The organism is Aquirufa esocilacus (assembly GCF_042715595.1).
In the GTDB taxonomy this organism is placed as follows: Bacteria; Bacteroidota; Bacteroidia; order Cytophagales; family Spirosomataceae; genus Aquirufa; species Aquirufa esocilacus.
In genome coordinates this window covers 416,617-441,550 of sequence record NZ_JBBKXX010000001.1, presented here as the reverse complement: position 1 = coordinate 441,550, position 24,934 = coordinate 416,617, and the positions used below count along the sequence as shown (strand labels likewise).

Genomic DNA, 24,934 nt, shown 5'->3' with positions numbered 1-24,934 from the left:
CCGCTAGAGACGGCCGGGGTCGCGCTCGACTCGATTCCCAGCGGGGCCACATGACGCGAAGCGTCAGTCCGGAGGAAATGAGTCCGGAGGCAATAGGCAGTCATCGCTTCGCGATTCAGTCACGACTGCGTCGTTTAGTCGCCTTCGGCTTAGTCCGGAGGACAAACATTTCAAGAGGTCATCCCCGCAGGGGATTCCAACTTTGTGCTTGGTGCTTTGCTCTTTGTTCATTGAAGACGCGCAGCGTCAAACATTTCAAGAGGTCATCCCCGCAGGGGATTCTAATTCTGTGCTTTGTTCATTAAATGGCTAACAAGTCAAAATAGCCCTGAAATTGCATATTCAATATAAAATTTTAATTTTATGGCTATTCTACCTTTTTGAAACAAAACCATGAAATTATCTGAACGGCTCTCTCAAAGTCCTTACTTTTTCAAAGGAAGTAATTCGGTATTTTTTGACTGGTTTTTAAAATTAGTCTATTCAAGAAAAGTTAAGAAAGGGGAATTCATCATTGAAGAGGGAGAAATTTGCGATAAATTGTATTACATCGAGAAGGGGCTTGTTAGAATTTATAGAATTGAAGGAGATAAGGAAATTACTACTTGGTTTACAAAAGAAGGTGATTTCGTAACAACAGTAAATAGCTTTCATTTTGGCCTACCATCCAAAGAGTATTTTGAGGTAATTGAAGATTCAGTAATCTATTATATTAACAAAAAATCCTATTTATATCTAGTTGAAATAAGCTCGAATTTTGCAAAATTTTCAATAGATGAACTTTTGACTAATTTATGTGAATATCAAAATCAATGTGAATTTCTACGAACATTATCAGCCCAAGATCGTTTGAAGTACATTGAAAACAAATATCCATATTTACTTACTAGGGTTAAGCAAAAGTATTTATGTTCATTTCTAAATATAGAAGCAACTTATCTGTCAAAATTGATGAATTCCAAATCAGCTGAAACTGAACAAAAAATCCCTGATTAAAAGAAAACACATTCTAGGGATTACTACTTTATGCTTTATTCATTACATCGGAACATTTATCACACAGCCAGTGTTTATGCTACAATTGAATTTCATTAATTGAACCAACTCTACACCCATTCACTCTATACACGTATCAGTGATTTACCCGAAACTTGGGATAAAGTCTCAGAATCGTGTATTTTCTTGCAGCGACGCTACCTAGGTATTTTGGAGAAATCATCTCCTACTAACCTGAAGTGCAGTTTTGTGGGAATATTCCAAGGAGAAAAACATGTCGCCACAGCATTAATACAAGAGATTGATTTAGCGTTATTGTCTAGCTTTGGGGAGAGAGACAATTTTCTAATAACTCAGGCAAGAAATTTTCTTTTTAAACAATTCGCATCCAAATTACTTATTATCGGAAACAACATGTTGAGTGGCCAAAATGCCTACGCGTGTTTACCTGAAACTAATGAAAAAAAGGTGTTAGAAACGATCAAAGGAATTGGTAATTCATGGCCTAATAAAAACCACCTGACTATTTTCAAAGACTTTACCGAAAATCAACTAAAGCCTTTTCAAACTCCTGCCTTCGCAGCTGACTATCCCTTTAGCTCTCAGCCTAACATGATTTTTGAAATCCGCCCAAGTTGGAAAAAAGAGGCCGATTACGTCGCAGATTTAACTAAAAAATACAGAGATCAATTCAAACGTTGTAGAAAAAAAGGCTATGAACTTCGAAATCAAGAATTAAGTTTAGATGAAATTATAGCCAATGAGGAAACGCTTTATTCGCTCTACTTTCATGTAGCAAAAAATGCCCCATTTAATACGTTTATTCTACCTCCAAACCACTTTTCAACTTTCAAAAAACAAATGGGTGAGGACTTTATTTTACGTGGGTATTATTTGGAAAATCAACTAGTCGGATTTACCACTGTTATTCGACATGGAAATGAACTAGAAACCTATTTCTTAGGCTACGATGATACGATTCAGCGAGAGAAAATGCTCTACCTAAATATGCTATATGACATCATTGGTTGTGGGATCATACAAGGTTTTGAACGTATTATCCTGGGGAGAACGGCACTAGAAATAAAGAGTTCTATCGGCGCAATCCCCGTTCAATTGAACGGATTTATGCGCCATACTTACTCGCTTGTCCATCGAAATCTTTCTTGGATATTCCCGCTATTAGAACCTGAAGCCAACTGGATTCAACGCCATCCGTTTAAAGATTAAACAGCAGACGTATCAATTAAACATTCCACATTAGGGTGCATCCATAAAAAAGAGGCAGGACAATCCGTACCTATTCTACGTTCCATAATCCGCTTAACTGCCTCTTGCTTCCCTTTACCGGTAACTAAAAAGATAATTTTCTTTGATTGCATAATTCCCTCCATCCCCACACACAATCCATAGGCAGGCTCTGAACCCGCTGATAAAGCTGGATCATGAGCTATAGTTGATTCAGCTAATTTGGCTTTATGGAAATCGGGATTCAACGTCTCAGCAGGTTCATTAAAGGCGATATGACCATTTTTTCCGAGACCTAAAATGCAAATATCCAGGGGACCATTTGCATGAATGAATTGGCTAATACGTGTACATTCCGTTTCCACTAAATCAGGAGCAGTATCAAAAGTCGTATATCTATCAGCTGTTATTTCCAAAGGTCCCAATAGATGATTCTCCAAATAGGTCTCACAAGAATCGGGATGACTTAAGGGAATAATTCCCCATTCATCCATCTTAATTACGCGCATTTCTGAATAAAGTTCTTTTTGCTTGGACATTTCAGCATACATCCCAGTAGGACTACCGCCGGTCGCTGCACAAAACAGTAAGGCAGGATTTTGCTGTACATCAGAAGCAATTAATTGAGCTGCTTTTTCGCTCAAAGCACTGTAACTATCTAAATAAGTAACTTTCATTTCATTTATTTTAAAGGGCAATATACCAAATCAACGCTAGTCTTTTGCAAAGATTAAACATGTAATCCTAATAGTAAAATGAGATTATCAGTTTACTGATAATTTATCAATTCAACACAATAACAGATCTGCCTCAATCACCTTTAAACAACCATTTAAGGGTTTTACGCCAAAGTAGAAAATATATTTCAAAATGCTTTTAATTGCTTTTATGTAGCTTGCCTAGGCCTTTGAAAGAATGCCTAACCACTAAAACAATGAATAATAGAAAATACCTAACCCTACCTTATACTTTTTTACTTATCTGTTTAATTCCCATCCAACAGCTCTCGGCTCAAGATTGGAATTATCAGATAGGTTTAAATTCGTCTCATTTTCGCTACCAAAGTCCACTTACCCAAGCACAAAACACCTATCATCCTGAGGCTGGTTTACATTTATCACTTCTCCGCAATGATCGGCTAATCGATACTTCGAAAACTACTAGTCGTTTTTTGCGCAAACTCGATTACCAAGTAGGTCTGGCGATTAACCAATTTAATTCCTTTGGTGAAGCACAAAATATTCCTTTTTCCTACAACACAACCTATGTGGGACTAAAACTGGGCATAGGTATGAAGTCTGCTCTAGGTAGAGGATGGCATGTTTCCTATGCCAGTTTGCTTCATTCAAATAAGCTCGTACTTGGTTCGCAAAAAATGGGCAATCAAGTCTATAATCTTTCAGGAAATGACCAGTTTAATCGCATTCAATTTCAATTAGGTGGGGATGTAAAACTTTCGAAACGAATAAATTCCCAAACGGCCCTTTTCGTTTTCTTTTCAGAGTCTTGGCAATTGAATACCATTCAAAAAGAGGGAAGTCAATTGGCGATAAACCCAAGCACGTTCGGATTTGGCATTCAGTATTCTCCCCTTAAATAGCTATGTATAAATTCATCTACACGATCCTATTTATAGGTATTTCCTTAGTTTCTTTTGGCCAAAAAACGGGTATTAATTACCAAGCGGTCATTCTAGATCCCACTCCGATAGCGATGCCCGGAAATAATTACCAAGGTCAACCTTTGGCAAACAAAAGCATTGAATTAAAATTCAGCCTATACAACGGCGGAATACTGGATTATCAAGAGTCTCAAATGACACAAACTGACGAATATGGATTAATAAATGTCATTATCGGAAAAGGGCAAAAAATAGGTCGTAACTCATTTGATGAAATCAGCTGGAACGACACGCTTAAAACACTTCAAGTGGAAGTCAAATTCCCCACTTCAGCCATTTATACAGAGATTAGTCGCTCCACTCTTCAATATAGTCCTTATGCACTCTATGCTAAATCAGTAGATTACTTAAATATAAAAGGAACACCCACTAAATTATCCTCTTTTCAGAACGACGCTGGATTATTAAATCAAACAGATTTAACGGCACTACGACTTGAAATTAAAAATCAAATCGATCAAATCATTCTCAATGATGTTCCTTTGGCATCCGACATTTTGCCTGGAAAAATCAAATTATCTGGCGATTTAGGCGGCCTAGCCACAGCCCCACTCATCAAAGAAAATGCCATCACACCAGACAAAATTTTAAATGGAGCAGTTCACAGCTCCAAACTACGTGATTCAAGTGTTGTAGACCAAAAGATTGCCTATGGGATAAACCCCGCCAAAGTGGGTCTAGGTCAGGTAAACAACACCTCAGATTTGGCCAAACCCATCAGCACTGCCACACAATACGCCCTCGATGTAAAAGGAAATGTCAAAAAAGTAAACGGCGTTTCTCCGGATGTAAATGGCAATGTGCAGATTACATTGGGCAAAAATTATACTGGACAGTACAACGGAGGCGTATTCATTACTAGCGTTCCACCAATAGATGGGGATGTATTTATTGTTTCCACAGACACTACTGGTTCCAATAATGGAAGAACATTCATTTACCTCACACCTAATTGGAATGAAATTACGAATAACATCGGAACCACAGATGCTAGGTATGTGCAATTAGCCGGAAGTACACTGCAAGGTGACTTGCTTTTCCCCTCTGGAAAAAAAATAACCTTGACTGATTTGCCTAACACTTCGACAGATGCCGCCAACAAAGACTATGTCGATGCTTCTAAAACAGTGGATGCTACTTCCATCATCAACGGAAAAATCAGACTCTCAGGTGATCTAACGGGGACAGCGGCTAGTCCAGAAATTGCCGTGGGAGTGATTACAAATGCAAAAATAGCTTCTGGAATCAGTGCTTCTAAGGTAGGCCTAGGGAATGTAGATAACACATCCGATCTAGCAAAGCCTGTTAGCGCAGCTATGCAAACCGCGCTAGATTTAAAAGCTAGTGTAGCCTCCGTCAATTTGAAAGCAAGTGCGACAGATCTAGCGCTTAAAGCGGATATGACGGATTTGAACTTAAAAGCGCCTATTGCCTCCCCCACTTTCACTGGGTCCGTTGCAGGTATTACCGCCACTATGGTGGGGCTAGCTAATGTAAATAATACCACAGATGTAGATAAACCTATTAGCACTGCCACTCAAACCGCCTTAGACTTAAAGGCAAACATTGCGGATTTGGCATTAAAAGCCAACTCTACGGATGTTGCTTTAAAAGCGGATATTACGAGTTTGAATCTAAAAGCACCTATCGCCTCTCCTACTTTTACTGGGAATGTTTCTGGCATTACAGCTACAATGGTAGGCCTATCAAATGTAGATAATACGACTGATTTGTTGAAACCCATTAGCACTGCTACTCAAACCGCCTTGGATTTGAAAGCCAATTCCACTGATTTAATTGCGGGATTAGCCACAAAAGCAGGCACAGCCTCCCCTACTTTCACAGGAGTCGTTAGCGGTATTACAGCCTCCATGGTGGGACTAGGCAATGTAAATAATACCTCAGACGCCAACAAACCCATCAGTACTGCCACTCAAACGGCTTTAGATTTAAAGGGAACCGTTAAAAAAGTAAATGGTGTAGAACCTAATGCGGCTGGAGAAATCGCGATTTCACTGGGTCGAAATTATACGGGAGTTTATAATAATGGAGTATTTACAACAAGTAATACTCCGGTAGGAGGTGATATTTTTATAGTCTCTGGAGATCCAACGGGATCGAATAACGGCCGGACATTTATTTTTGTTAGTCCTAACTGGAACGAAATAACGAATAATATTGGGACTACAGATGCCCGTTATGTTCAGTTAGCCGGGAGCACCCTACAAGGAAATTTAGTTTTCCCCACCGGAAAAACAATCACCTTGATAGATTTACCTGTACTCAGTACGGATGGGGCAAATAAATCTTATGTAGACGCTTCTATTACATTAGATGCCACCTCTTCAGTGAATGGCAAAATTAGGCTTGCTGGGGATTTAACGGGCACTGCAGTTAGTCCTACCATCGCCTTCGGCGCCATCACAGATGCTAAAATTGCTACTGGCATCAGCGCGACTAAAGTAGGCTTAGGCAATGTGAATAATACGAGCGATTTGCTTAAACCCATTAGCACTGCCACGCAATCTGCCTTGGACACGAAAGCAAGTAGCGTTTCAGTAGCCTTAAAAGCACCGATCGATGCCCCCACGTTTACCGGAATTGTTTCTGGAATCACGAAAACAATGGTGGGTTTGACTAATGTGGATAATACAACGGATGCTCTTAAACCGATAAGCTCAGCAACTCAAACGGCGTTAGATTTAAAAGCCTCCATTACTGCTCTGAACTTAAAAGCTAATGCCACGGATGTTGCCCTAAAAGCAGATATAACAGATCTTAATTTAAAAGCCCCCCTAGCTTCCCCCACCTTTACAGGGAATGTAGCTGGAATTACGAAATCAATGATCGGATTAGGCAATGTAGACAATACAACTGACTTGCTTAAGCCGATCAGCACTGCGTCGCAAACCGCGTTAAATTTAAAAGCTAGCCTAACCGGGATTGAAACGCTAACCAACAAGACCTTAACTACTCCCACCTTAACAGCACCCGTTCTAGGGACACCGGCCTCTGGTGTCGCTACGAACATGACGGGATTACCGTTGAGCTCAGGGGTAACTGGAACTTTACCGGTGGGAAATGGAGGAACAGGTGCCTCAACAGTTACAGGAATTGTCAAAGGAAATGGAACATCAGCCATGACTGCGGCAGTCCAAGGGACAGATTTCAGTTTAGTGCGAGAAGTTTCAGATGAATTTACGGCCACAGTAGGCCAAACAAGCTTTACAATAACACAAACAAAATCTTCTAATTCGACCCTAAAACTGTATATCAACGGTGTCAGAATCTCAAAAGCGGCTATCAGCTTAACAGGAACGACCTTGACCTATATTCCAGCGAATAATGAGACCTATTCGCTAATCGCTGGGGACCGAATTCAAATTGATTATTATTATTAAATCCATGAAAAGATTAATCCTATTAATGCTGCTACCGTTTGGGGTTTTTGGACAATTAACTAAGAAAGGTTTTCGGGATACGAATCCCAACCTTTTCGTAGATTTTAGTGGAAGAATTGGGAGCGGGAAAGGCTTGGAACGATTTGGCAAAAAGACGCTTATGTTTGTTTGTGGGAATAATTTAACCATTGTTCACACCACAGCTAATGGAGTAGCTCCTGTAAATAAAACGGTTACCTATGGTACAGTCAGTTCCTCACTCAGTGGTTCTCAAAAATGCTGGATAACACAAAACCTAGGTTCTACCAATCAAGCCATTTCTGAAACAGATGCCACCGAGGCAGCTGCAGGATGGTATTTTCAATTCAACAAGAAAAAGGGGTATCGTAATAATGGCACAACAACTTCGCCTACATTCCCCACCACAAACACCAATACTGAAACATCCAACTGGGGAGCAACAACGGATCCCTGCACACTAGAATTAGGTACCGGCTGGAGAATTCCTACTGTGACGGAATGGACAAATGTGAACAATACAAACTTGAGACCACAGGCATACGCCGGAGTCTTAAAAATGCACGCAGCAGGCTATTTAAGCACCGGAGTTAATAGTACTTTAACGAACCGAGGTTCTCAGTTTTTTTATTGGAGTTCCACCTATAGTGATGTTAATAATGCGAAAGGCTTAGTCATTTATACAACCCAAACGTACAATCAAATCTCCAACAATGATAAGGATGCTGGGCTTTCTGTTCGATGTATTCGTGATTAAGATGAAGAAAGCTTTCGTGTTTCTCCTATTATCCATGCCACTATTGGGTCAAAAATCAACTGACATTTTTCCCGTTTTTAACCAACCTCAATCCAAAAGAATCTCCATTGAAAAAGTATTGATTGATATCAGAGAAATCAAAAAAAACTACCCTAATCGCTATGCTGCAGCAGTTGATTTTTATTACCTGAAAATTATTGCTACAGGAAAAAACCAATGGATTGAAAAACTGGAAGAGTTTAGCCTAGACCCTGATTGTCAGGCAACCTTTCGGACAAAAATCAATGCACAAATCGAGCGCATCCGCACGCTGCAAGTAGGGGAAAAAGCCCCTGACATTTATTTGGATGCATTCCATCTATACACACATCATTTCGATAAAAAAACCGTTTTAATTCTATTTTATAGTCCATCCTGTTTTCATTGTACCGAACTTTTAGTGGATTTAATCCCTTATTCAGAAAAATGGTCTTTAAGCGTCATCGCCTTACAAGTAGATGAAGAGATGAATCATTGGATCTTTCCCTCTCATTGGATAAATAGTAAAGCGGATGACAAAGTGCGAAAAGCATATGGCGTATTCTCCACCCCTAGCCTATATCTTATCCAAGCAAAAAGCAAACGAATCAGTGCAATTCCAGAAAACTTGACTGAATTAAAAGAATTCGAACCGCTATTTTAGAATAAAATGATTTGCATCATTCTTCTGTGTTCCTTTTTTAGGTAATTTACGATTATGAAATACATAGTCCTCCTTTCGATAGGGATCTTGGTATTTTCTTGTGGAGAGAAGCAAGAAACTAACCTACCAACGGTAGGTCCTATTACCGAATCTATATATGCCTCAGGTGTTTTGAAAACAGCTGACCAATACCAAGCCTATGTGACCGTTAACGGGATCATAAGTCAGTTACTTGTAAATGAGGGCGACTCGGTCCATGTAGGAAGTCCATTAGTCGCTATCACCAATGAAACGCAACGATTTGCCGCAGAAAATGCTTCCCTAGCGGCTAATTTCAATGATTTCTCTGCTAATTCCGGAAAATTAGATGAGGCCAAATTAGTGATTGAAACCGCAAAAAGTAAGTTCCGATTAGATTCCGCTCTGTATTACCGCCAGAGGAGCCTTTGGGAACAGCAAATCGGAACGAAAGTGGATTTCGAAATGAAAGAATTAGCCTTTCAAACGGCTAAATCTAATTACCTATCCGCGATCCAACGATTCAGAGATTTAAAAAGAAGCTTAGAGTTTAGCTCATCCCAATCGAAGAAAAATCTTCAGATTTCTGCCCACCAAGCACAAGATTTCATCTTGCGGTCTAAAACTAACGGAATCGTATATAGCATTTCAAAGTCAATTGGAGAAATAGTTAGCCCACAAACACCCATTGCGGTAATCGGTAATTACCAAGATTTTATTTTGGAATTACAAGTGGATGAAAACGATATATTACGCGTTCAAAATGGGCAAAAGGTAATCGTTACCTTGGACAGTTACAAAAACCAAGCTTTTGAAGCGAAAGTCTCCAAAATCTCAGAGATCATGAATGAGCGAAGCAAGACATTTTTAGTGGAAGCAAAATTCACAAAAGCTCCACCAAAGCTCTTTCCAAACATCACCTTTGAAGCTAATATTTTATTAAACAGAAAAGAGAATGTACTGCTGATTCCTAGAAACTTTTTGAAGCAAGATTCGATTGTAACCCTAGCTTCTGGAGAAGAAAGAATCGTAAAAGTGGGATTAAAAGATTTTCAAAAAGCAGAAATTTTATCTGGCCTAAAAGCTACAGATGAAATGGTGAAGCCGAAATAATGAAATTCAAACTCGTCTACCAGGTCGCTTTTTCTTTGTTGATTGCCCGATGGAAACAAACTCTTGTTGCCGCAATCGGGGTTACCATCAGTATTACGATGTTCGTAACTGTGCTGAGCTTTATGTCAGGACTGAATGACATGTTAGATGGCTTAATTACGAATAGAACTGCCCATGTTCGTATTTACAAAGAGATCCAAATCTCAGAGAAGCAACCCGCGGATTACATCAATCAAAATGGGCACAACTTCGTTTCCTCCATCAAACCTAAAAATGAGTTGTTAGGGATAAATAATAGTAGAATTATTATCTCCTCACTACAAAAAGATGAACGGGTTTTAGGGGTTGCTCCTAAAATTAGCGCACAAGTGTTTTATAACGTGGGTGCGGTGGATTTAACGGGAGCGATTTTTGGCATTGATCCGGTGGAAGAAAATCGGCTTTTTAAGTTTAGTGATTATGTGACATCCGGAAATTACATTGACCTTAAAAACATCCCCAATAGTATTATTTTAGGCAAAGGTGTTGCTACTAAAATGATGGCAAACATAGGTGATGTGATTCAGATTACGACCAGTAAAGGTGATCAAGTGGCATTGCGAGTAGTTGGTATATTTCAATCAGGTATACAAGATTTAGATAATGTTCAGAGTTATTGCTCCTTATCTACCACTCAGAAAATTTTGGGTCAGCCCAGCAATTATATCACGGATATCCAGGTTAAATTAAAAGACATCCTGTGGGCCCCAGAAGTGGCGAAAGAATACCGCCGAATCTATGAATTAAATGCCGTGGATATACAGACAGCCAATTCTCAATTCGAAACAGGTAGCTCTGTTAGAACGCTGATTTCCTATGCCGTAGGAATTACGCTTTTATTAGTAGCGGGATTCGGGATTTACAATATTCTAAATATGATGATTTATGAGAAAATGGATTCCATTGCTATATTAAAAGCAGTAGGGTTCTCTGGAAATGATGTGAATAAAATCTTTATATCGATTGCTTTGAGCATTGGTATTTTTGGAGGAATAATGGGTCTTTTGATGGGTTTCAGTTTATCTTCTTTAATTGACCAAATACCTTTCAATACAGAATCTCTTCCGACGATTAAAACCTACCCGATTAATTACAATCCTAAATTCTACCTCATTGGTGGAACATTTGCGATCGTCACTACGTATTTTGCCGGATTCTTCCCCTCTCGTAAAGCGAGTGGAATAGATCCCGTTATCATTATTAGAGGAAAATAGAATGGATAAGGTCGTATTAGAGGCAAGAGAAATTACAAAATACTTTCACGATCCTGTGACGGTAAAGATCTTAGACAAGGTAAGCTTCCAATTGAAGCAAAGTGAATTCGTATCTGTCATCGGGCGATCAGGTTGCGGGAAATCTACTTTATTATATATTTTATCCACCATGGATACGGATTATGAGGGTGATCTACTGGTAGATGGAATATCGATGCGGAACAAGAAAGAGGGAGAACTTGCCATCGTTCGTAATGAAAAAATTGGATTCGTATTTCAATTCCATTATCTACTAAATGAGTTTTCTGTTCTAAAAAATGTCATGCTGCCAGGCCTCAAATTAGGCCAATTTTCAGAAAAAGAAATTGAACATAGAGCTTACGAAAAACTTAAAATTTTAGGTATTGAAAAAGAAGCTTTAAAAGATCCTAATCAATTATCTGGGGGGCAAAAACAACGAGTAGCTATTGCAAGGGCCCTCATCAATGACCCCTTATTAATTATGGGAGATGAGCCGACAGGTAACTTAGATAAAAAGAATTCAGAAATCGTTTTCAACATCTTTCAAGAACTAGCGGAAGAATACAAACAAACGCTATTGATTGTCACTCACGATAATGAATTTGCGGCTAGAACGACTCGTATCATCGAGATGGAAGACGGTCATATCAAATAAAAAAAAGGAGCAAAGGGTCAATAACCCTCGCTCCCTGCATTCATCTGTTCTATTATTATTTTTAGTGGTTAGGCGGTATCAGATTCGCTTAAACAATAGTAAGACTTTACAGGGGCTTATTGAAATTTAAACCGACTTGTATGTTCCATTTTCGAAAATCCGAACAAAGAAGTCTTAAAAACCACAAAATCAGTTGAATTAACGGCTTTTTCTTTCGGCGTATGCAGAGGGAGATTCCCCAACTAATTCTTTGAAGTTCACAAAAAAAGTGGTCCTCGATTGAAAACCGGACTCTAAACCTATCGCCTCTAACGTAAGCACTTTGTCTTTACCGGCGTCAATTAATTCCTTAGCATGCCGAATTCTCCAGCGCATTCTTTGTTCCAAAAAATTAGACTGTTGTGTTTTCCGAAAATAGTAATTGAAATGATGAACAGGAATATCTAAGGTAGCTGATAGCTGAGCTAATGAAAAAGTGGTTTTCAAAAACGGTTTAAATTCTTCTAGGTACAAATCTAATTTCGTCTCAATTTCAATCAATTTTTCAGCTGACAATTCATAATTAGGGATTTTCAACTTTGCCTCTCGCTCTGCATTAATATAAGGTGCATATAAAAACTCCGGAAAATAAAAGACACTCAAAGAGAGTACTAAATAAGCACCAAGACCAGCATAATTCCAAGACGAATCCCCCTGGTAATTTAATTTATAGTGATTTCCGTTAGGGGCAATTAAAAAGAAATAAGTCAAGAAAAGGATCAATAAAATTTGCAAAAATAAAAAACCTGGAATCCAATAATGCAGAATGAAATTTTTAGCGTTTCGAGGCCTAAGGCGGAAATAAAGCTCACAACTGTAAAATACATAGACCGTGCTCAGCAGTAACTTAACATAAAAATGAAATCGGGAGGAGATAAAAAAACCTAGCTGCTGCTTGACCACCTCGTGAATATCAAATTTGATTAATTCCGCAATGACAATTTTATGGGCAAAAGAAGTCAATGAATACGGCAACATATCGAATAGCTGCAGTAAAAAGGGAATAAAATGGAATAAATCTTTCGACCTAAATCGTACATTTTGCTCCAACATCCCTCGCACATAAAAATAGGCCAATGGATAAAGTAAATAGAAAAAAGCATCAAAATTACCGAATAAAACAGCCACAATTTCTACATGCCATTCCACAAACAAACAATAATGCAGGAGGGTGAATAAGCCGAAAATGAGGAAATAGAAAAACAGGAATCGCTTCGGACTTTGAAAAAAAGGCCCGGAGGATTTTAATAGTAAAAGCAGGATAATGAAAAAGCTCATGAACACAGCGAGGCTATGTCCAAACTTATAAATTTCGTGCATTAAATGGTTAGGTATGAGTGGTTACAGGTATTCTAACGAATGTACAAAAATACCCCCACAATAAATCAACCCGCTAGGTATTTAATCAGGGGTATTTTTCGCAACAACCAGACGATTCCTCCAGAAATCAGAAGACAAGCAAGCGCCGTCAAAGGGACCCCGATACTAGGGTGAAGCATTTCGCCGTATACACCTGCTTTGGCTAAATAAAACAACACGATAATGTGCACTAAATAGATACCATAACTGTGAGAACTAACCCAATCACGAAAAGGAGCCAAAACAACAACATCCGGGTTTTGGTACCTGAATAAAAGAAACAATCCGATGGTAGCTAACACCACACTTGGAGAAAAATTCGCATACAATAAACCATAAAACTTACCACTTTGTGCTGTAAAGTAATACGAGCCCAACATGGTCCATAAAGTACCCGTTAGAAAAAGGGCCCAAGCAATCCTTTTAATCCTGCTTGAAAACTCTTTCGTACTCAAGTAATAACCCAGCACTAAATAGCCCACATAACCCGTGAAATCAGTCAATGCAACCGGTAATTTCAGATAAGGGAAATGGGGATTATTGAATAGGATGGTTAATCCCCATATTCCGATAAAATATTGAATATGTGATTCCGGCGCAGATCTAATCCAGCGACCGATAATAGGTATAAATAAATAAATCCCTATGATCATATAAATGTACCAGAAATGGTACGACGCTCCGTTAAAATATTGCTCCCCTAACCAGGTCAAACCATCTGAAAACCCAAAAGCTTTCCCGCGTAATCTCACCTGCCAATTAAACAGCGAAAATATCAAATTATAGAAGAGGAATGGCAAGACAATGCGCATAAAACTCTTCTTCAAAAAAGGCACAATGGCTTCCTCCCTCGGTAATAATAATGCCCCAGATAACATCACAAAAATGGGCACCACATAGCGATAACCTCCATTATATAGGTTTGCGATCCACCAATAATCTGCTGGCACCTTGGTAAATCGAAACAAAATCGTCGCTGACGCATGAATTAATAGTACCCCAATGGTAGCGTTCACACGAAGGTTATCTAGCCAGGTTATTTTCATCTAATTAAACGGCTGTTTGTAGTGACGTTGCTTCGTGGCAGCATAAAGGGCATTAGCAATCGAACCACCGGTAGGAGGCAAAGCTGGCTCCCCTAATCCCGTAGGTGCGATTCCATTATTCACAAAATGGGCATCAATCACCGGGACTTCATTTCCTCTGATCATTCGATACGTATTGAAGTTTTGAGGACTAGCGACGCCAGCTTGAAAATTCAATTTGGCATACATCGCATGCCCCATACCATCAATAATCGCTCCTTTTACCTGGTTTTCTGCTCCACTCAAATTAACTACCTCACCACAGTCTGTTACTGCGGTTACTTTCGTCACCGTTGGCTTGCCTTTTTCTACTTTGACCTCCGCGATTTGAGCTACATAAGATAAGTGCGAATAATAAACGCTAAAACCCTGATGAACACCTGGTTTCTTCTTCCATTGCGCCTTTTCAGCGACTTGCTTGATTACTTCTTCAAAGCGAGCTGGCTCATAGGTTATTTTACCGACAGGTTTTGTTTTTACTTTTTCCAAAAGGTCCAAACGCATCTGAATAGGGTCCTTTCCTGCTGCCTCAGCTACTTCGTCTAAAAATGCCTGTTCCGCAAATCCTAAGAAATTCGTGATAGGAGCGCGCCAAGGACCTGTGGTTACGGCTGATTTTTGATCTAGCGATTCAATTAACACATGCTCAATAGCTCCCACAGGGAAATTATCTTGTCTAGTTGAGTTACCCGCATTTAGGCCTACGCCTCGTAAGGCAAAGGCGATCATTTCACCATTGGCATCTAATCCAGCTTTAAAGCGATAACGTACAGCTGGACGATAAGTTCCTCCCATCATGTCATCTTCTCTTGTCCACATCACCAAAACGGGCTTTTTAATCATGCTTGATAATTCAGCTGCTTCCAAGACGAAATCATTGCTTAAGCGACGGCCGAATCCTCCGCCCATTTTGGACAATTCTACCTGAATTTTATCCACTGGAATTTTCAATAAATCCGATACGGCTTTTTGAGCTGGCTGTGGTACTTGGGTAGGCCCAGCTAATAAAACGGAATCCGCTTGAACATCTGCAAAGAAATTCATCGGTTCCATCGGGCTATGAGAGATAAATGGACATTCATAAGTAGCTTCGATTACTTTCACAGCAGAAGCTATTGCCACTGAAAAATCGCCATCCTTGCGCATTACTTGCGCTTTATCAGATTTCATACCCTCGTCAAACCATTTTTGATGGGTATCCGTACTTTCCAAAGGCAGTTCTGAACCATAGTCGCATCTCAAGCTGGCACGAGCCTGCAAAATGGCATAGGTGTTTTCTCCGACGATGGCTACTTTGTTTTTAAAAGAAACAACGTCAAGAATGCCTGGCATTTTTTTCACGTCCTCCGCTGAAAAGGATTTCAGTGTCGCACCAAAAGGTGGTCGCACAATCTGAGCGAAAACCATACCCGGTTTTCTAATATCTATTCCAAACAGCGGCTTACCCGTCACTACATTTTTATTGTCTACCCCTTTTACCCGGGTTCCGATAATTTTATAGTCCTTGCGATCCTTGAAAGTTACTTCTGTAGGTACTGGTAATTTAGAAGCGGCTTCCGCTAGGGAACCATAAGAGGCTTTTTGACCCGCTGGACCTAACACGAAACCCTTGGATGTTTTACATTGTGCTACCTCCACTTTCCATTGATCCGCAGCAGCTTGCATCATCATCTTTCTGACAGTCGCCCCCGCCTTTCGTAAACGTTCCCACGAATGTTTCAAAGCGCCACTACCGCCGGTCAATTGACGTTCGAATTGTTTCGTGTCTAAGTTTGCTTGTTCTACTTGAACCTGCGCCCAATCTACATCTAATTCTTCGGCCACCACGACCGGAAATGCGGTTTTTATACCTTGTCCAATTTCTGGATTAGGGGAATAAAGAATAATCTTTCCAAGACTATCAATCGAAAGAAAAGCATTAAATCGACCAGCCGAAGCCACCACTTCCATGGAGGATGCATCCGCCGAAAACCAATCAAAACCTAACGTAAATACGCCGGTAAAGAGGGCTGTTTTTTGAATAAAATCGCGTCTTGATGTTTTCATTTCTTACTTTTTTTAGAGGCTAATTTTACAGCTTCTTGTATACGGTGATAAGTTCCACAACGGCAAATATTTCCGGACATTCCATCCACAATTTCTTGGTCAGTCGGATGCGGATTCTTTTTCAAAAGTCCAGCAGCAGTCATAATTTGTCCCGCTTGACAATAGCCACATTGCGGCACATCTAGTTCATCCCAAGCAACTTGGACTGGGTGTTTTCCGGCAGGATCAAGTCCCTCAATGGTGGTTATTTGTGCATTGGAAACGGCAGAAATGGGCAAAACACAAGAACGCGTCGGCTCCCCATTTACCCAAACAGTACATGCACCACATTGCGCAATTCCACAACCATACTTTGTCCCTAAAAGAGCCAAATGATCTCTTAATGCCCACAATAAGGGGGTGTTAGGATCGATATCTAGGGATATTTTTTTCTTATTTACCGTGCAATTTATCGCCATCGTCTTATTTTTTCTTTGTCAATTCTTTAATTCTAATATTTCTGAACTTTAAGGGAGAACCATGACCTAAAAACCCGATATGGCCCGTTTTGTTTAACAAACCAGGATGTTCTTTATGATCAGCGGTTCCCTCTTTCGTAGCTGCAGTAATATCGCCATCAACTATTACTTCCCCATTTAAAATCACTTTGATTTTATTGCCTTGAGCAATTACTTCTTCCTCATTCCATTCCCCCACTGGTTTTAAGAAACCTTGCTTCGCTGGAATGATTCCATAAACGGAACCGTGGTATTGATAAGGTTGAAGTTTCGCATACATGGGCGACGTATTATCCAAAATCTGTAGTTCCATACCTACATAGGCTGCATCACCCTCTAATGGAGCCCGAATACCTAAACCATTATTGGCTCCAGGCGTTAGTTGAAAATCAAATTTCAAGTGAAAATCACTGAATTCTTTTTTGGTATATAAATTACCTTTTCCCTCTCTAGTAGGATCTATAACTAACTCTCCATTCAAAGGATAATAATCCGTCGTATTACCGATCCAATTAAATAAGGATGACCCATCAAAAAGGGCTACAAAATCAGCCTCAGGAGCAACATAACTGGCCTCTGGCGTCAATTCTTTCACATAAATATTTCGGTATACAATGTGATTTCCATGGGCTTGTAATTCAATCGCATCTTTCCAGAAAATCGGATTTTTACGATCCCAATAATTTTCCAAAATCGCCTTGTCCACCACTAATTCTCCATTCAAGTACACCGTTACCCGCTCACCTTTCATGATAATTCGGAATGTATTCCATTCGTTAATCGGATTATCGGCTACTTTCAGAGGATTACGGGGATTTATTTGATTGTTGTATAATCCTCCTGAACCCACTTGGGCTCCTACTTTTGTCAGTGCCGTATCCCAAATCTGTACCTGCGGAGATCCCCGCAAATAGATACCAGCATCGCCCTCTTTTTCGATTTTCCAATCCACATACATTTCAAAATCTTGGTAGTCTTTCACCGAACACAAATTATCTCCGTGTCCTGTAAAATGCAGTTCCTCCCCTTTTGCTTCCCAACCGGAACGCATGATTTCATCTGCTTTCACTTGCAGCATTTCTAACGTATCTGCGGATAGCGTTCGCCTCTTTACTGGATTTGCCACCAAACCTTTCCAACCCCGTAAATCCTGGCCGTTGTACATCGTATAAAAGCCTCGATCTGCGATTTTAAAGGCCTCATTCAATTTTTCACGAACAGCAGGATCAGTAATTTGCCAAAATACCTCCTGCACCCATTCCTTTGTCATCTGACCCCTGAAATCTGGATTAGCTAGATAGAGTGCTGCGAGTCCATCCGCAGCGATTTGACGCACATTAGGATCCTGTAACCCCAAATACAATGTACGCATGGCTGAAAGTGAATAGCATTTTGCAAGCCCCTTAAAGATTTGCTCCCGCGTCTCTAAGTTCGATGTTAAATCCAAGGCATTTCGGTAGTTCAACACCTGCTGATCTACATTTTTAAACAACTTTGCATTGATTCGAGCGTAAGCGCGAATAGCTTCTTCATTGTTAGTTTTCTTGGCAACAGCATACAACCAAGGAAGATTTTCGATTTCTTGAACAAATGGAATCCAATTCGCTTTTTGACTGGCTTGCAGGGCGAAACCCGTTATTTTACTATTTAAAGTACCATCTCGTTTGGTGATGGTAGTCATAGCTTGCTGCAAAGCTGCCACTTCTAGCGCTAGTTCAGCTTGCCCTAGTTTTCCTGCAATGATTTCAAAATCAGCTACCCCAACCCAATAGGGCAAGGCATAAAAGCCACTGGCTCGTGTCGCTGAATTAGATTGAACGGAACTCCAAACCAATGGTTTTACTTCTGACCATTGACGAGAGGATCCATACACAAGCAATACGGATTTTTGGGCTAGGCTAGAGTTTTCATAGTTTGTTAAGGCCTTTTTAAAGAAATCATTCGCTTGTAACGACGTGCAATAATCAGCGATTTCAAAATTAGCCTCTGTTGATGCGGCTAACATTGTCCAAACGGCAGGCAAATTCGATACTCCACCCACTTGTAATAATGCCAAAGCTTTTTCCTTAGCATAACCTGCAGTAATCGCCGGAACAGCCCAAGTCGCTTTATATGTTCCAATTGCTTTCACGAAGGCTTGAGCGTGTGTAGTATCCCAAGATTTACTTGCCGCTTTCAAAACCTGAAGATCCCGTGGCGCGCTCAAATAGTTCTTCAAAATAAAGGCCATCACCTGTGGTCTTGAGGCTGCATAACGCTGTAACCAAACAGCTGCATCTAAATGAGCCAATGTTTTCATCTCCGCATTTTCCGTCAATCCAACCGCCAAATAGGCCAATAATTCCGCCTTATTTTTCGAAATGGATTGAATATAGGATTCTGTTACTTGCGTGGGATCATAGGCTCCCTTTAAGACATAAGCAGCTGATTTAAGGCTTTGGAAGTCGCTTTTTTCGGCTAGAGTACGTAAGCGATTTTGCTCCACACGGCTCGCATCTTGAGCAAATACGGTGGAACTAATGAATAAAAATAGCAGTAGATATCTCATCGTTTTATAAAATATAAGGTGCGCGCATCGGTTGGTCTATCAGGCGATTTGCCTCCTCATCTCCCACAATTACTTGATTGATGGGGTCAAATTTCAAGTTGCGGTGCACGCGCATCGCGATTAAACCAAGGTTAATTAAGGTACACGAACGGTGCCCGTTATCTTCGTTCAAGGCAAATTTCTTGCGGTTCTTAACAGAATCGACAAAGTCCGTTTGCTGCATTACTGGATCAGGGAACTCTGCTAATTTTTTAGCTAAATCAGGGATATCCGACTGCATGTTGCGGTATAATTTCCCTTTTGGCCCCTCGACATATGCCACTTTTTCGTCTTTCGCTTCTCCATCTAAAACGATTTGACAGCCATCCGCATAGGTAAAAGTAATGCGATTAAAGATGCCCACTGCGTCTTTATCTTGCACGGGAGCATCCACTTCGATATACACAGGCGACTCATTATCTTTTCCAAGCATGTATTGAATAGGATCCAAATAATGTTGACCCATATCCCCTAACGCACCGCCATCATAATCCCAATAGCCACGGAATGTTTGGTGGGTGCGATGTACATTATAGGGTTTATAGGGTGCAGGACCTAACCAACTCTCGTAATCTAATTCTAATGGAACTGGTTGAGGTGTTAAATCCGTCTTACCTACCCAGTAAAATTTCCAGTCAAAACCGGTGTGCTTACTCACCGTAAACTTTAGAGGCCAACCTAAAAGTCCGGAATCCACCACCTTTTTCATCGGTTTTACGGTGGTATTCATACCATAAAAATTTCCCTCAAAACGGAACCATGTATTTAATCGAAAAATACGCCCATGCTGCTGAACGGCCTCTTTCAAGCGCTTCCCCTCTCCTATGGTTCGCGTCATCGGCTTCTCACACCAAATATCTTTTCCAGCTCTAGCCGCATCCGCCGCCATAATTCCATGCCAATGCGGTGGAGTGGCCACGTGTACAATATCTACTTCTGGTAATTGAATCATTTCGCGGTAATCATGAAATGACTTAACTCCTTTTTCTACTTTATCTAAACCGAGCTGTAAATTTTTCTTGTCTACATCGCAAAGTGCAACTACTCGCGTACCTGCATAAGGTATGTGTCCACGTCCCATACCACCCGTACCAATAATAGCTTTTGTTAATTGATCTGAGGGTGCTAAAAAACCCTTTCCTAACACATGGCGTGGCACAATACTGAATGCAGCCAAACCTAGAACAGATTGTCCTAAAAATTTTCTTCTTGAAACTGACATGATTAAACAGGTTTTGAACTAAATATAGTAAATATTTACTTAATCCTAATCCTGTCGCCTAACTGAAGTGCAGAAGATTTTACCTGGCGATTCTTTGCTTGTAAAGACTTAACCGTCACGTGATAGCGCGCGGCAATACTGTAAAAGGTATCCCCTTTTTTTACAGTATGAAAAACGGTTGAAAGAACTATTTTTTTTCTTGGCACGAGTACTTCTACCTCTACTGAATCTTTCACTACTGTGTCCTGGTTAACAACTCTTTTCCGAATAGATTGAATTCCTCCGTCTATTTCAGCTTTCAAAGCACGTACATCTACCTGAGGTTTTAACTGATTCAAAAAAGCTAGCATGAATAGTTTTCCCTGCAATTGATATCCCGCTTTATTCAAGTGTAATTTATCTTTCAAAAAATAATTACTATCAAACCAAGGTTGAAACGAATTAAATCCACCCATCACCTTATTTAAATCATAAAATGAACTCTTCCATTTTGACTGCGCTTCAATGATTTCAATCTGCTTTTTAGGAATTCTATTTCTGCTTCTCGTGTCTGGCGGACTCGTTACTACGATCGATACAGATGGCAATAACATCCTTATTTCATCCAAAAAACGACCTACTTGTTTCGAATAATAGGCCACATCTAAATTTCCATTATAGGCTTCATTCGTTCCATAGGAGAAAATAACTACATCTGGATTGATTAATTGTAATTGTTCTTTCCAAAGTGTAGCATGTTGAATCAAATGCGTGAATTGGGCCCCCACTACACCCAATGAATGGTATTCAAAAGAAGCCGTTGAACTGACAAATTCTATTCCATGAAATTGAAATTCACGCGCCAATGAATCATGCTTAATCAATTTTAATTGGATAGTAGAACTTTTGCCTTTTCGTTTAAACCGCACATAACCTAATTTACCCTCCCCTTTAACCTTATCTAATAAGGTAAAATCACTCCCTAAATCTGGTTGATAAGAAAGGCTATCCAACTGATACCAAATTTTCACTTCGGAGAAGTCTATTAGGGCATCCCTTAATTGAAAAGAAATAGAAGCTGAAGAATCAACTGTTTTAATGGAATAACCTGTAACACCCAGCTCCAACTTGGGTTTTGTGGATAGGATATTATCACCCACCCATTGACCGGCTGCTTTTGATTTATACCATGCCCCATCTACACTTTTAGCTAGGGAATAAGGAAAGGTAATTCCGGTTCCATTTAAGGCAGCCACAGTTGACAACTGCGCTCTAATTTGAGCTGAAAAATGACCGATTTGAATATGCGAATCACCAATATGAACAATTTTGATTGGTCTTTTATTCCAAGCTTCCTTCAATTTCCCAAAGGCCGGGTCCTCCACAATTTGATTGCATGGCAAACAAACAACGGTTGAGTCAGTCTGTCCCAAAACAGAATAAGCGACAAAGAGGAAAAAGAGGATCTTTCTCAAAATTGGAAATAAATAAATGGCTGAACTACTTCATCCCTAAACTGAATAATTAATTGCAATGACACGAACAAGAAAAATATCCAAAAGAAAGCTGGAACAGCATACAGACGTTCAATACTCCATTTCTTCCAATTTAAAGGAATTAATACGATGACAAATACCGCTAGAATTAATAGCGATAGCTCGAAGCGGGAGAACCAAAAACCCTTGAAATCAACCCATTCAGTATGGTAGCCAATTCGCTGTAAAATTTCTATGGCAGACACAAAATCATTTGCTCTGAAAAATATCCAACAAAACGAAACAAAGGCAAAAGTGGATAACCAACCTAATCCCTTAAGCATAAAATGATCAGGCAATTTATCTTTAATCAATTTGTGCGCACCCAATGCCATACCATGTGCAAATCCCCAAAACACAAACTTCCAAGATGCCCCATGCCAAAAGCCCCCAATGAGCATCGTAATTAATAAAAATAAATAGGTATTCAATTCTCCTTTGCGATTTCCGCCTAAGGGTATGTAAATGTAATCCCGAAGCCAGGAAGATAATGAAATGTGCCATTTACGCCAAAAAACAGTAATGTTCGTGGAATTATACGGATTCTCGAAATTTTCTTTTAATCGATAACCTACTAAAAGAGCTAATCCAATGGCAATGTCAGAATAGCCGGAGAAATCAAAGTAGATCTGAAAAGTATACGCAATCACACCCAGTAAGTTTTCTCCTCCTGAATAAAAAGTGGGAGTAGCAAAAACCATATCCACGTATTTTGCTAGATAATCTGCAATGAATAATTTCTTAATCAAGCCTAAAATTATCCGCACAAAACTTTCCTTAAATACGAGTGCAGTTGGTCTAGCGGGATGATTTACTTGTCCCAAAAAATCACTTGCCCGAACAATGGGACCTGCTACTAAATGAGGGAAAAAGGTCATATAAAAGGCATAATCTAGAAAATTAGAAGATGCCTTAATTTCGCCTCTGTACACATCCACTAGATAAGAAATAGACTGAAAAGTATAGAAAGAGATACCAATCGGTAAGAATAAATCAACAAATTCAAGATGCGTTAAAAGAAGCGTATTCGTATTTTCTATAAAGAAATTCGCATATTTAAAATAAAGCAAGAACGAAAGACTAAACAGGATGGCAATAATCCCGATTAATTTCTTGGGTAACCCCTCTTTCTTCTGAATCCAATGGGCAAAAATATAATCAAAGGTGACTTGGGTAATAAAAAGAGCCAAAAAAGGTCCACTCGATTTGTAATAGAAAAACAAACTAAAAGCGACTAAATAACATTTGCGAACAATGTTCCAGTCAAAAAGTAGGGCATAAAAAAAGACAAAAATTCCAAAAATAAACAGGAATGAAAACTCGGTAAAAAACCAAGGTTCTTTGGTAGAATACAAAAACAAATCCCGAATTAATTGTTCAAAAGGTATCCCTTTTAACAGCTCAATAACCTCTAAATTCTGCAGCATTAAATACAATGGTTCTAAATTTTCTAGGATAGCCTACTCGAGTAGGTGGCATCATCTTCATTTTCCATCTCGCAGAAGTTTGTATCCAATTAGCGATATTAGCCATCCAAATACGATAGCCAGAAAGAGATGGGTGTCGTCCATCTGATGCCTTAGGTAGTACTAATGATTTAGATGAAAAAAATGCGGCTGAATCAGCAGCAGCGCGGAATGCATCTGTTACCACAAAGTCTTGTCCCCAGTTCGTAGGTCCAATCCAGGCATAAGGCACTTTTCTGAGGCGCTTGTGAAACAATTTAGCCATAGCCTTTCTATTAGCTGCATCCCTAGCTAATACTTCATTCAATCCAAATAAGACAAAAATATAGGTAGGCTTATATTTCGCAATTAGCTTAGAAATCGTATCTCCTTTGGCAAAATTCACAGAGGTGGCAGAATACCATTCAATAGTAGCCACTAATTTGTGGCCATTACTTTGACAATAATCATTCAAAACATTTTTCATTCCTCCTGCCTCAGAATCCCCTAATAATAAAATCCGATGATGAGTAGAATCGTTTATGGCACTATCTGCCTTGATAGTAGTGGGAAAAGAAGCTATCTCTTCCACAATCGAATCAGTTTTTGTTCTAGCTGATAGCGCAACGGTATCTTGAATTTTCATTGAAAGGGAATCAATTCCTTTAGATTCAGTCAATACTTCCTCGACTGAATCCGCCTCATCCACCTCAGATTGTATCACTTTTCTCAACTCAAATCCACCTAGGGATAATTGATATGGAGAATAAGCATACATAAATAGTAGCGCATTTACGACTATAAAACAGAGCCCTGCCCATACTAAATAACCTCTATTTGATTTCATTATACTACTTTACAGAGGCAATGCCTCTTTTCACTAATTTTGTCCAAACACGGCCATTAGCCGCATATTTAGCTTTTGCAAGCGCTTTCACCCACACCATGGGATCCGGGTTTCCTTTTAACTTGTCGTAAAATTTCTTCCGGGCTACTAATTTACAAAAGGCCACAATGCTATCTTCTGGTTTATCATAATGTAGATAACTCGTCTTATATACCTTTGAATAGCGTCCACGAATACCAAAATAATTATTTAAATTTTTTGCATGTTTAGAGGTACCAAAACCAGATTCGCAAACTCCAACCCCCAATATCAGGTCAGATGGAATCTGGTATTGGTTTGCCACTGAGTCTACAAACTTGCGGTACTTTTCTACATTACCCGGAGTAGCACCCCAGCAATTTAATGTGAATAAAAGACCAATAAATAAGCTGAAATTTTTCATAAGTGTAC

20 protein-coding genes are annotated in these 24,934 nt (G+C 39.6%); 9 read left to right on the top strand and 11 right to left on the bottom strand.

What is annotated here, in order from left to right; genetic code table 11:
* Positions 1 to 393: 393 nt before the first annotated feature.
* A complete protein-coding gene (locus SKC37_RS01835; RefSeq protein ID WP_377979831.1) occupies positions 394 to 996 on the top strand; it encodes a Crp/Fnr family transcriptional regulator in 603 nt (200 codons plus the stop codon).
* 99 nt (positions 997 to 1,095) lie between these two features.
* Positions 1,096 to 2,226 (top strand): hypothetical protein, encoded by a 1,131-nt coding sequence (locus SKC37_RS01830; protein ID WP_377979830.1) that lies wholly within the window; start codon positions 1,096 to 1,098, stop codon positions 2,224 to 2,226.
* On the opposite strand, the gene SKC37_RS01825 is transcribed toward SKC37_RS01830, so the two are convergent.
* The gene (locus SKC37_RS01825) at positions 2,223 to 2,921 is read right to left on the bottom strand and encodes a 6-phosphogluconolactonase (protein WP_377979829.1); all 699 of its coding nucleotides are present in this window, start codon (positions 2,919 to 2,921) and stop codon (positions 2,223 to 2,225) included. The genes SKC37_RS01830 and SKC37_RS01825 overlap by 4 nt on opposite strands.
* A 257-nt stretch (positions 2,922 to 3,178) precedes the next feature.
* Here SKC37_RS01825 and SKC37_RS01820 point away from each other — a divergent pair, with 257 nt between their 5' ends.
* From SKC37_RS01820 to SKC37_RS01790, 7 genes are read left to right on the top strand one after another with little or no spacing between them, the layout of a single operon-like run.
* Complete coding sequence (locus SKC37_RS01820) at positions 3,179 to 3,844, top strand: hypothetical protein (protein WP_377979828.1); 666 nt, start codon at positions 3,179 to 3,181, stop codon at positions 3,842 to 3,844.
* Between the two features lie 2 nt (positions 3,845 to 3,846).
* Positions 3,847 to 7,326, top strand: coding sequence for a hypothetical protein (locus tag SKC37_RS01815; RefSeq protein ID WP_377979827.1), 3,480 nt, complete (start codon positions 3,847 to 3,849; stop codon positions 7,324 to 7,326).
* 4 nt (positions 7,327 to 7,330) lie between these two features.
* Positions 7,331 to 8,101 carry a fibrobacter succinogenes major paralogous domain-containing protein gene (locus tag SKC37_RS01810; RefSeq protein ID WP_377979826.1) on the top strand — a complete coding sequence of 257 codons (771 nt, stop codon included), beginning with the start codon at positions 7,331 to 7,333 and terminating at the stop codon, positions 8,099 to 8,101.
* Between the two features lies 1 nt (position 8,102).
* Positions 8,103 to 8,783 (top strand): conjugal transfer protein TraF, encoded by a 681-nt coding sequence (gene traF, locus SKC37_RS01805; protein ID WP_377979825.1) that lies wholly within the window; start codon positions 8,103 to 8,105, stop codon positions 8,781 to 8,783.
* 54 nt (positions 8,784 to 8,837) lie between these two features.
* Positions 8,838 to 9,914, top strand: coding sequence for an efflux RND transporter periplasmic adaptor subunit (locus SKC37_RS01800; protein ID WP_377979824.1), 1,077 nt, complete (start codon positions 8,838 to 8,840; stop codon positions 9,912 to 9,914).
* Complete coding sequence (locus SKC37_RS01795) at positions 9,914 to 11,167, top strand: ABC transporter permease (protein ID WP_377979823.1); 1,254 nt, start codon at positions 9,914 to 9,916, stop codon at positions 11,165 to 11,167. The genes SKC37_RS01800 and SKC37_RS01795 overlap by 1 nt, the downstream gene beginning before the upstream one ends.
* Position 11,168: 1 nt before the next feature.
* Positions 11,169 to 11,843 (top strand): ABC transporter ATP-binding protein, encoded by a 675-nt coding sequence (locus SKC37_RS01790; RefSeq protein WP_377979822.1) that lies wholly within the window; start codon positions 11,169 to 11,171, stop codon positions 11,841 to 11,843.
* Positions 11,844 to 12,041: 198 nt separating this feature from the next.
* Here SKC37_RS01790 and SKC37_RS01785 read toward each other — a convergent pair whose 3' ends face one another.
* The 10 genes from SKC37_RS01785 to SKC37_RS01740 all read right to left on the bottom strand — a co-directional run bounded on the left by SKC37_RS01785 (position 12,042) and on the right by SKC37_RS01740 (position 24,926).
* On the bottom strand, positions 12,042 to 13,010 hold the full coding sequence (locus tag SKC37_RS01785; protein ID WP_377979821.1) for a helix-turn-helix domain-containing protein: 969 nt from the start codon (positions 13,008 to 13,010) through the stop codon (positions 12,042 to 12,044).
* 257 nt (positions 13,011 to 13,267) lie between these two features.
* Positions 13,268 to 14,287, bottom strand: a complete 1,020-nt coding sequence (locus SKC37_RS01780) for an acyltransferase (RefSeq protein ID WP_377979820.1) — start codon at positions 14,285 to 14,287, stop codon at positions 13,268 to 13,270.
* Complete coding sequence (locus SKC37_RS01775; protein WP_377979819.1) at positions 14,288 to 16,372, bottom strand: xanthine dehydrogenase family protein molybdopterin-binding subunit; 2,085 nt, start codon at positions 16,370 to 16,372, stop codon at positions 14,288 to 14,290. It lies immediately after the preceding gene.
* Entirely contained in the window at positions 16,369 to 16,830 is a 462-nt protein-coding gene (locus SKC37_RS01770) for a (2Fe-2S)-binding protein (RefSeq protein ID WP_377979818.1), read from the bottom strand. The genes SKC37_RS01775 and SKC37_RS01770 overlap by 4 nt, the downstream gene beginning before the upstream one ends.
* A 4-nt stretch (positions 16,831 to 16,834) precedes the next feature.
* A complete protein-coding gene (locus tag SKC37_RS01765) occupies positions 16,835 to 19,417 on the bottom strand; it encodes a 3-keto-disaccharide hydrolase (protein WP_377979817.1) in 2,583 nt (860 codons plus the stop codon).
* Positions 19,418 to 19,421: 4 nt separating this feature from the next.
* Positions 19,422 to 20,678 carry a Gfo/Idh/MocA family oxidoreductase gene (locus SKC37_RS01760; protein ID WP_377979816.1) on the bottom strand — a complete coding sequence of 419 codons (1,257 nt, stop codon included), beginning with the start codon at positions 20,676 to 20,678 and terminating at the stop codon, positions 19,422 to 19,424.
* Positions 20,679 to 20,713: 35 nt separating this feature from the next.
* A complete protein-coding gene (locus tag SKC37_RS01755) occupies positions 20,714 to 22,132 on the bottom strand; it encodes a LysM peptidoglycan-binding domain-containing protein (RefSeq protein WP_377979815.1) in 1,419 nt (472 codons plus the stop codon).
* Positions 22,129 to 23,619 (bottom strand): MBOAT family O-acyltransferase, encoded by a 1,491-nt coding sequence (locus SKC37_RS01750; protein WP_377979814.1) that lies wholly within the window; start codon positions 23,617 to 23,619, stop codon positions 22,129 to 22,131. The genes SKC37_RS01755 and SKC37_RS01750 overlap by 4 nt, the downstream gene beginning before the upstream one ends.
* The gene (locus tag SKC37_RS01745) at positions 23,594 to 24,484 is read right to left on the bottom strand and encodes an SGNH/GDSL hydrolase family protein (protein ID WP_377979813.1); all 891 of its coding nucleotides are present in this window, start codon (positions 24,482 to 24,484) and stop codon (positions 23,594 to 23,596) included. The genes SKC37_RS01750 and SKC37_RS01745 overlap by 26 nt, the downstream gene beginning before the upstream one ends.
* A 4-nt stretch (positions 24,485 to 24,488) precedes the next feature.
* Entirely contained in the window at positions 24,489 to 24,926 is a 438-nt protein-coding gene (locus tag SKC37_RS01740; protein WP_377979812.1) for a glucosaminidase domain-containing protein, read from the bottom strand.
* Positions 24,927 to 24,934 lie beyond the last annotated feature (8 nt).

Bases quoted from the DNA above. Each gene is read 5' to 3' on its own strand.
- SKC37_RS01835 (WP_377979831.1), top strand. From the start codon at position 394: ATGAAATTATCTGAACGGCTCTCTCAAAGTCCTTACTTTTTCAAAGGA.
- SKC37_RS01825 (WP_377979829.1), bottom strand. From the start codon at position 2,921: ATGAAAGTTACTTATTTAGATAGTTACAGTGCTTTGAGCGAAAAAGCA.
- SKC37_RS01820 (WP_377979828.1), top strand. From the start codon at position 3,179: ATGAATAATAGAAAATACCTAACCCTACCTTATACTTTTTTACTTATC.
- SKC37_RS01815 (WP_377979827.1), top strand. From the start codon at position 3,847: ATGTATAAATTCATCTACACGATCCTATTTATAGGTATTTCCTTAGTT.
- SKC37_RS01810 (WP_377979826.1), top strand. From the start codon at position 7,331: ATGAAAAGATTAATCCTATTAATGCTGCTACCGTTTGGGGTTTTTGGA.
- traF (WP_377979825.1), top strand. From the start codon at position 8,103: ATGAAGAAAGCTTTCGTGTTTCTCCTATTATCCATGCCACTATTGGGT.
- SKC37_RS01800 (WP_377979824.1), top strand. From the start codon at position 8,838: ATGAAATACATAGTCCTCCTTTCGATAGGGATCTTGGTATTTTCTTGT.
- SKC37_RS01795 (WP_377979823.1), top strand. From the start codon at position 9,914: ATGAAATTCAAACTCGTCTACCAGGTCGCTTTTTCTTTGTTGATTGCC.
- SKC37_RS01790 (WP_377979822.1), top strand. From the start codon at position 11,169: ATGGATAAGGTCGTATTAGAGGCAAGAGAAATTACAAAATACTTTCAC.
- SKC37_RS01780 (WP_377979820.1), bottom strand. From the start codon at position 14,287: ATGAAAATAACCTGGCTAGATAACCTTCGTGTGAACGCTACCATTGGG.
- SKC37_RS01775 (WP_377979819.1), bottom strand. From the start codon at position 16,372: ATGAAAACATCAAGACGCGATTTTATTCAAAAAACAGCCCTCTTTACC.
- SKC37_RS01770 (WP_377979818.1), bottom strand. From the start codon at position 16,830: ATGGCGATAAATTGCACGGTAAATAAGAAAAAAATATCCCTAGATATC.
- SKC37_RS01765 (WP_377979817.1), bottom strand. From the start codon at position 19,417: ATGAGATATCTACTGCTATTTTTATTCATTAGTTCCACCGTATTTGCT.
- SKC37_RS01760 (WP_377979816.1), bottom strand. From the start codon at position 20,678: ATGTCAGTTTCAAGAAGAAAATTTTTAGGACAATCTGTTCTAGGTTTG.
- SKC37_RS01750 (WP_377979814.1), bottom strand. From the start codon at position 23,619: ATGCTGCAGAATTTAGAGGTTATTGAGCTGTTAAAAGGGATACCTTTT.
- SKC37_RS01745 (WP_377979813.1), bottom strand. From the start codon at position 24,484: ATGAAATCAAATAGAGGTTATTTAGTATGGGCAGGGCTCTGTTTTATA.
- SKC37_RS01740 (WP_377979812.1), bottom strand. From the start codon at position 24,926: ATGAAAAATTTCAGCTTATTTATTGGTCTTTTATTCACATTAAATTGC.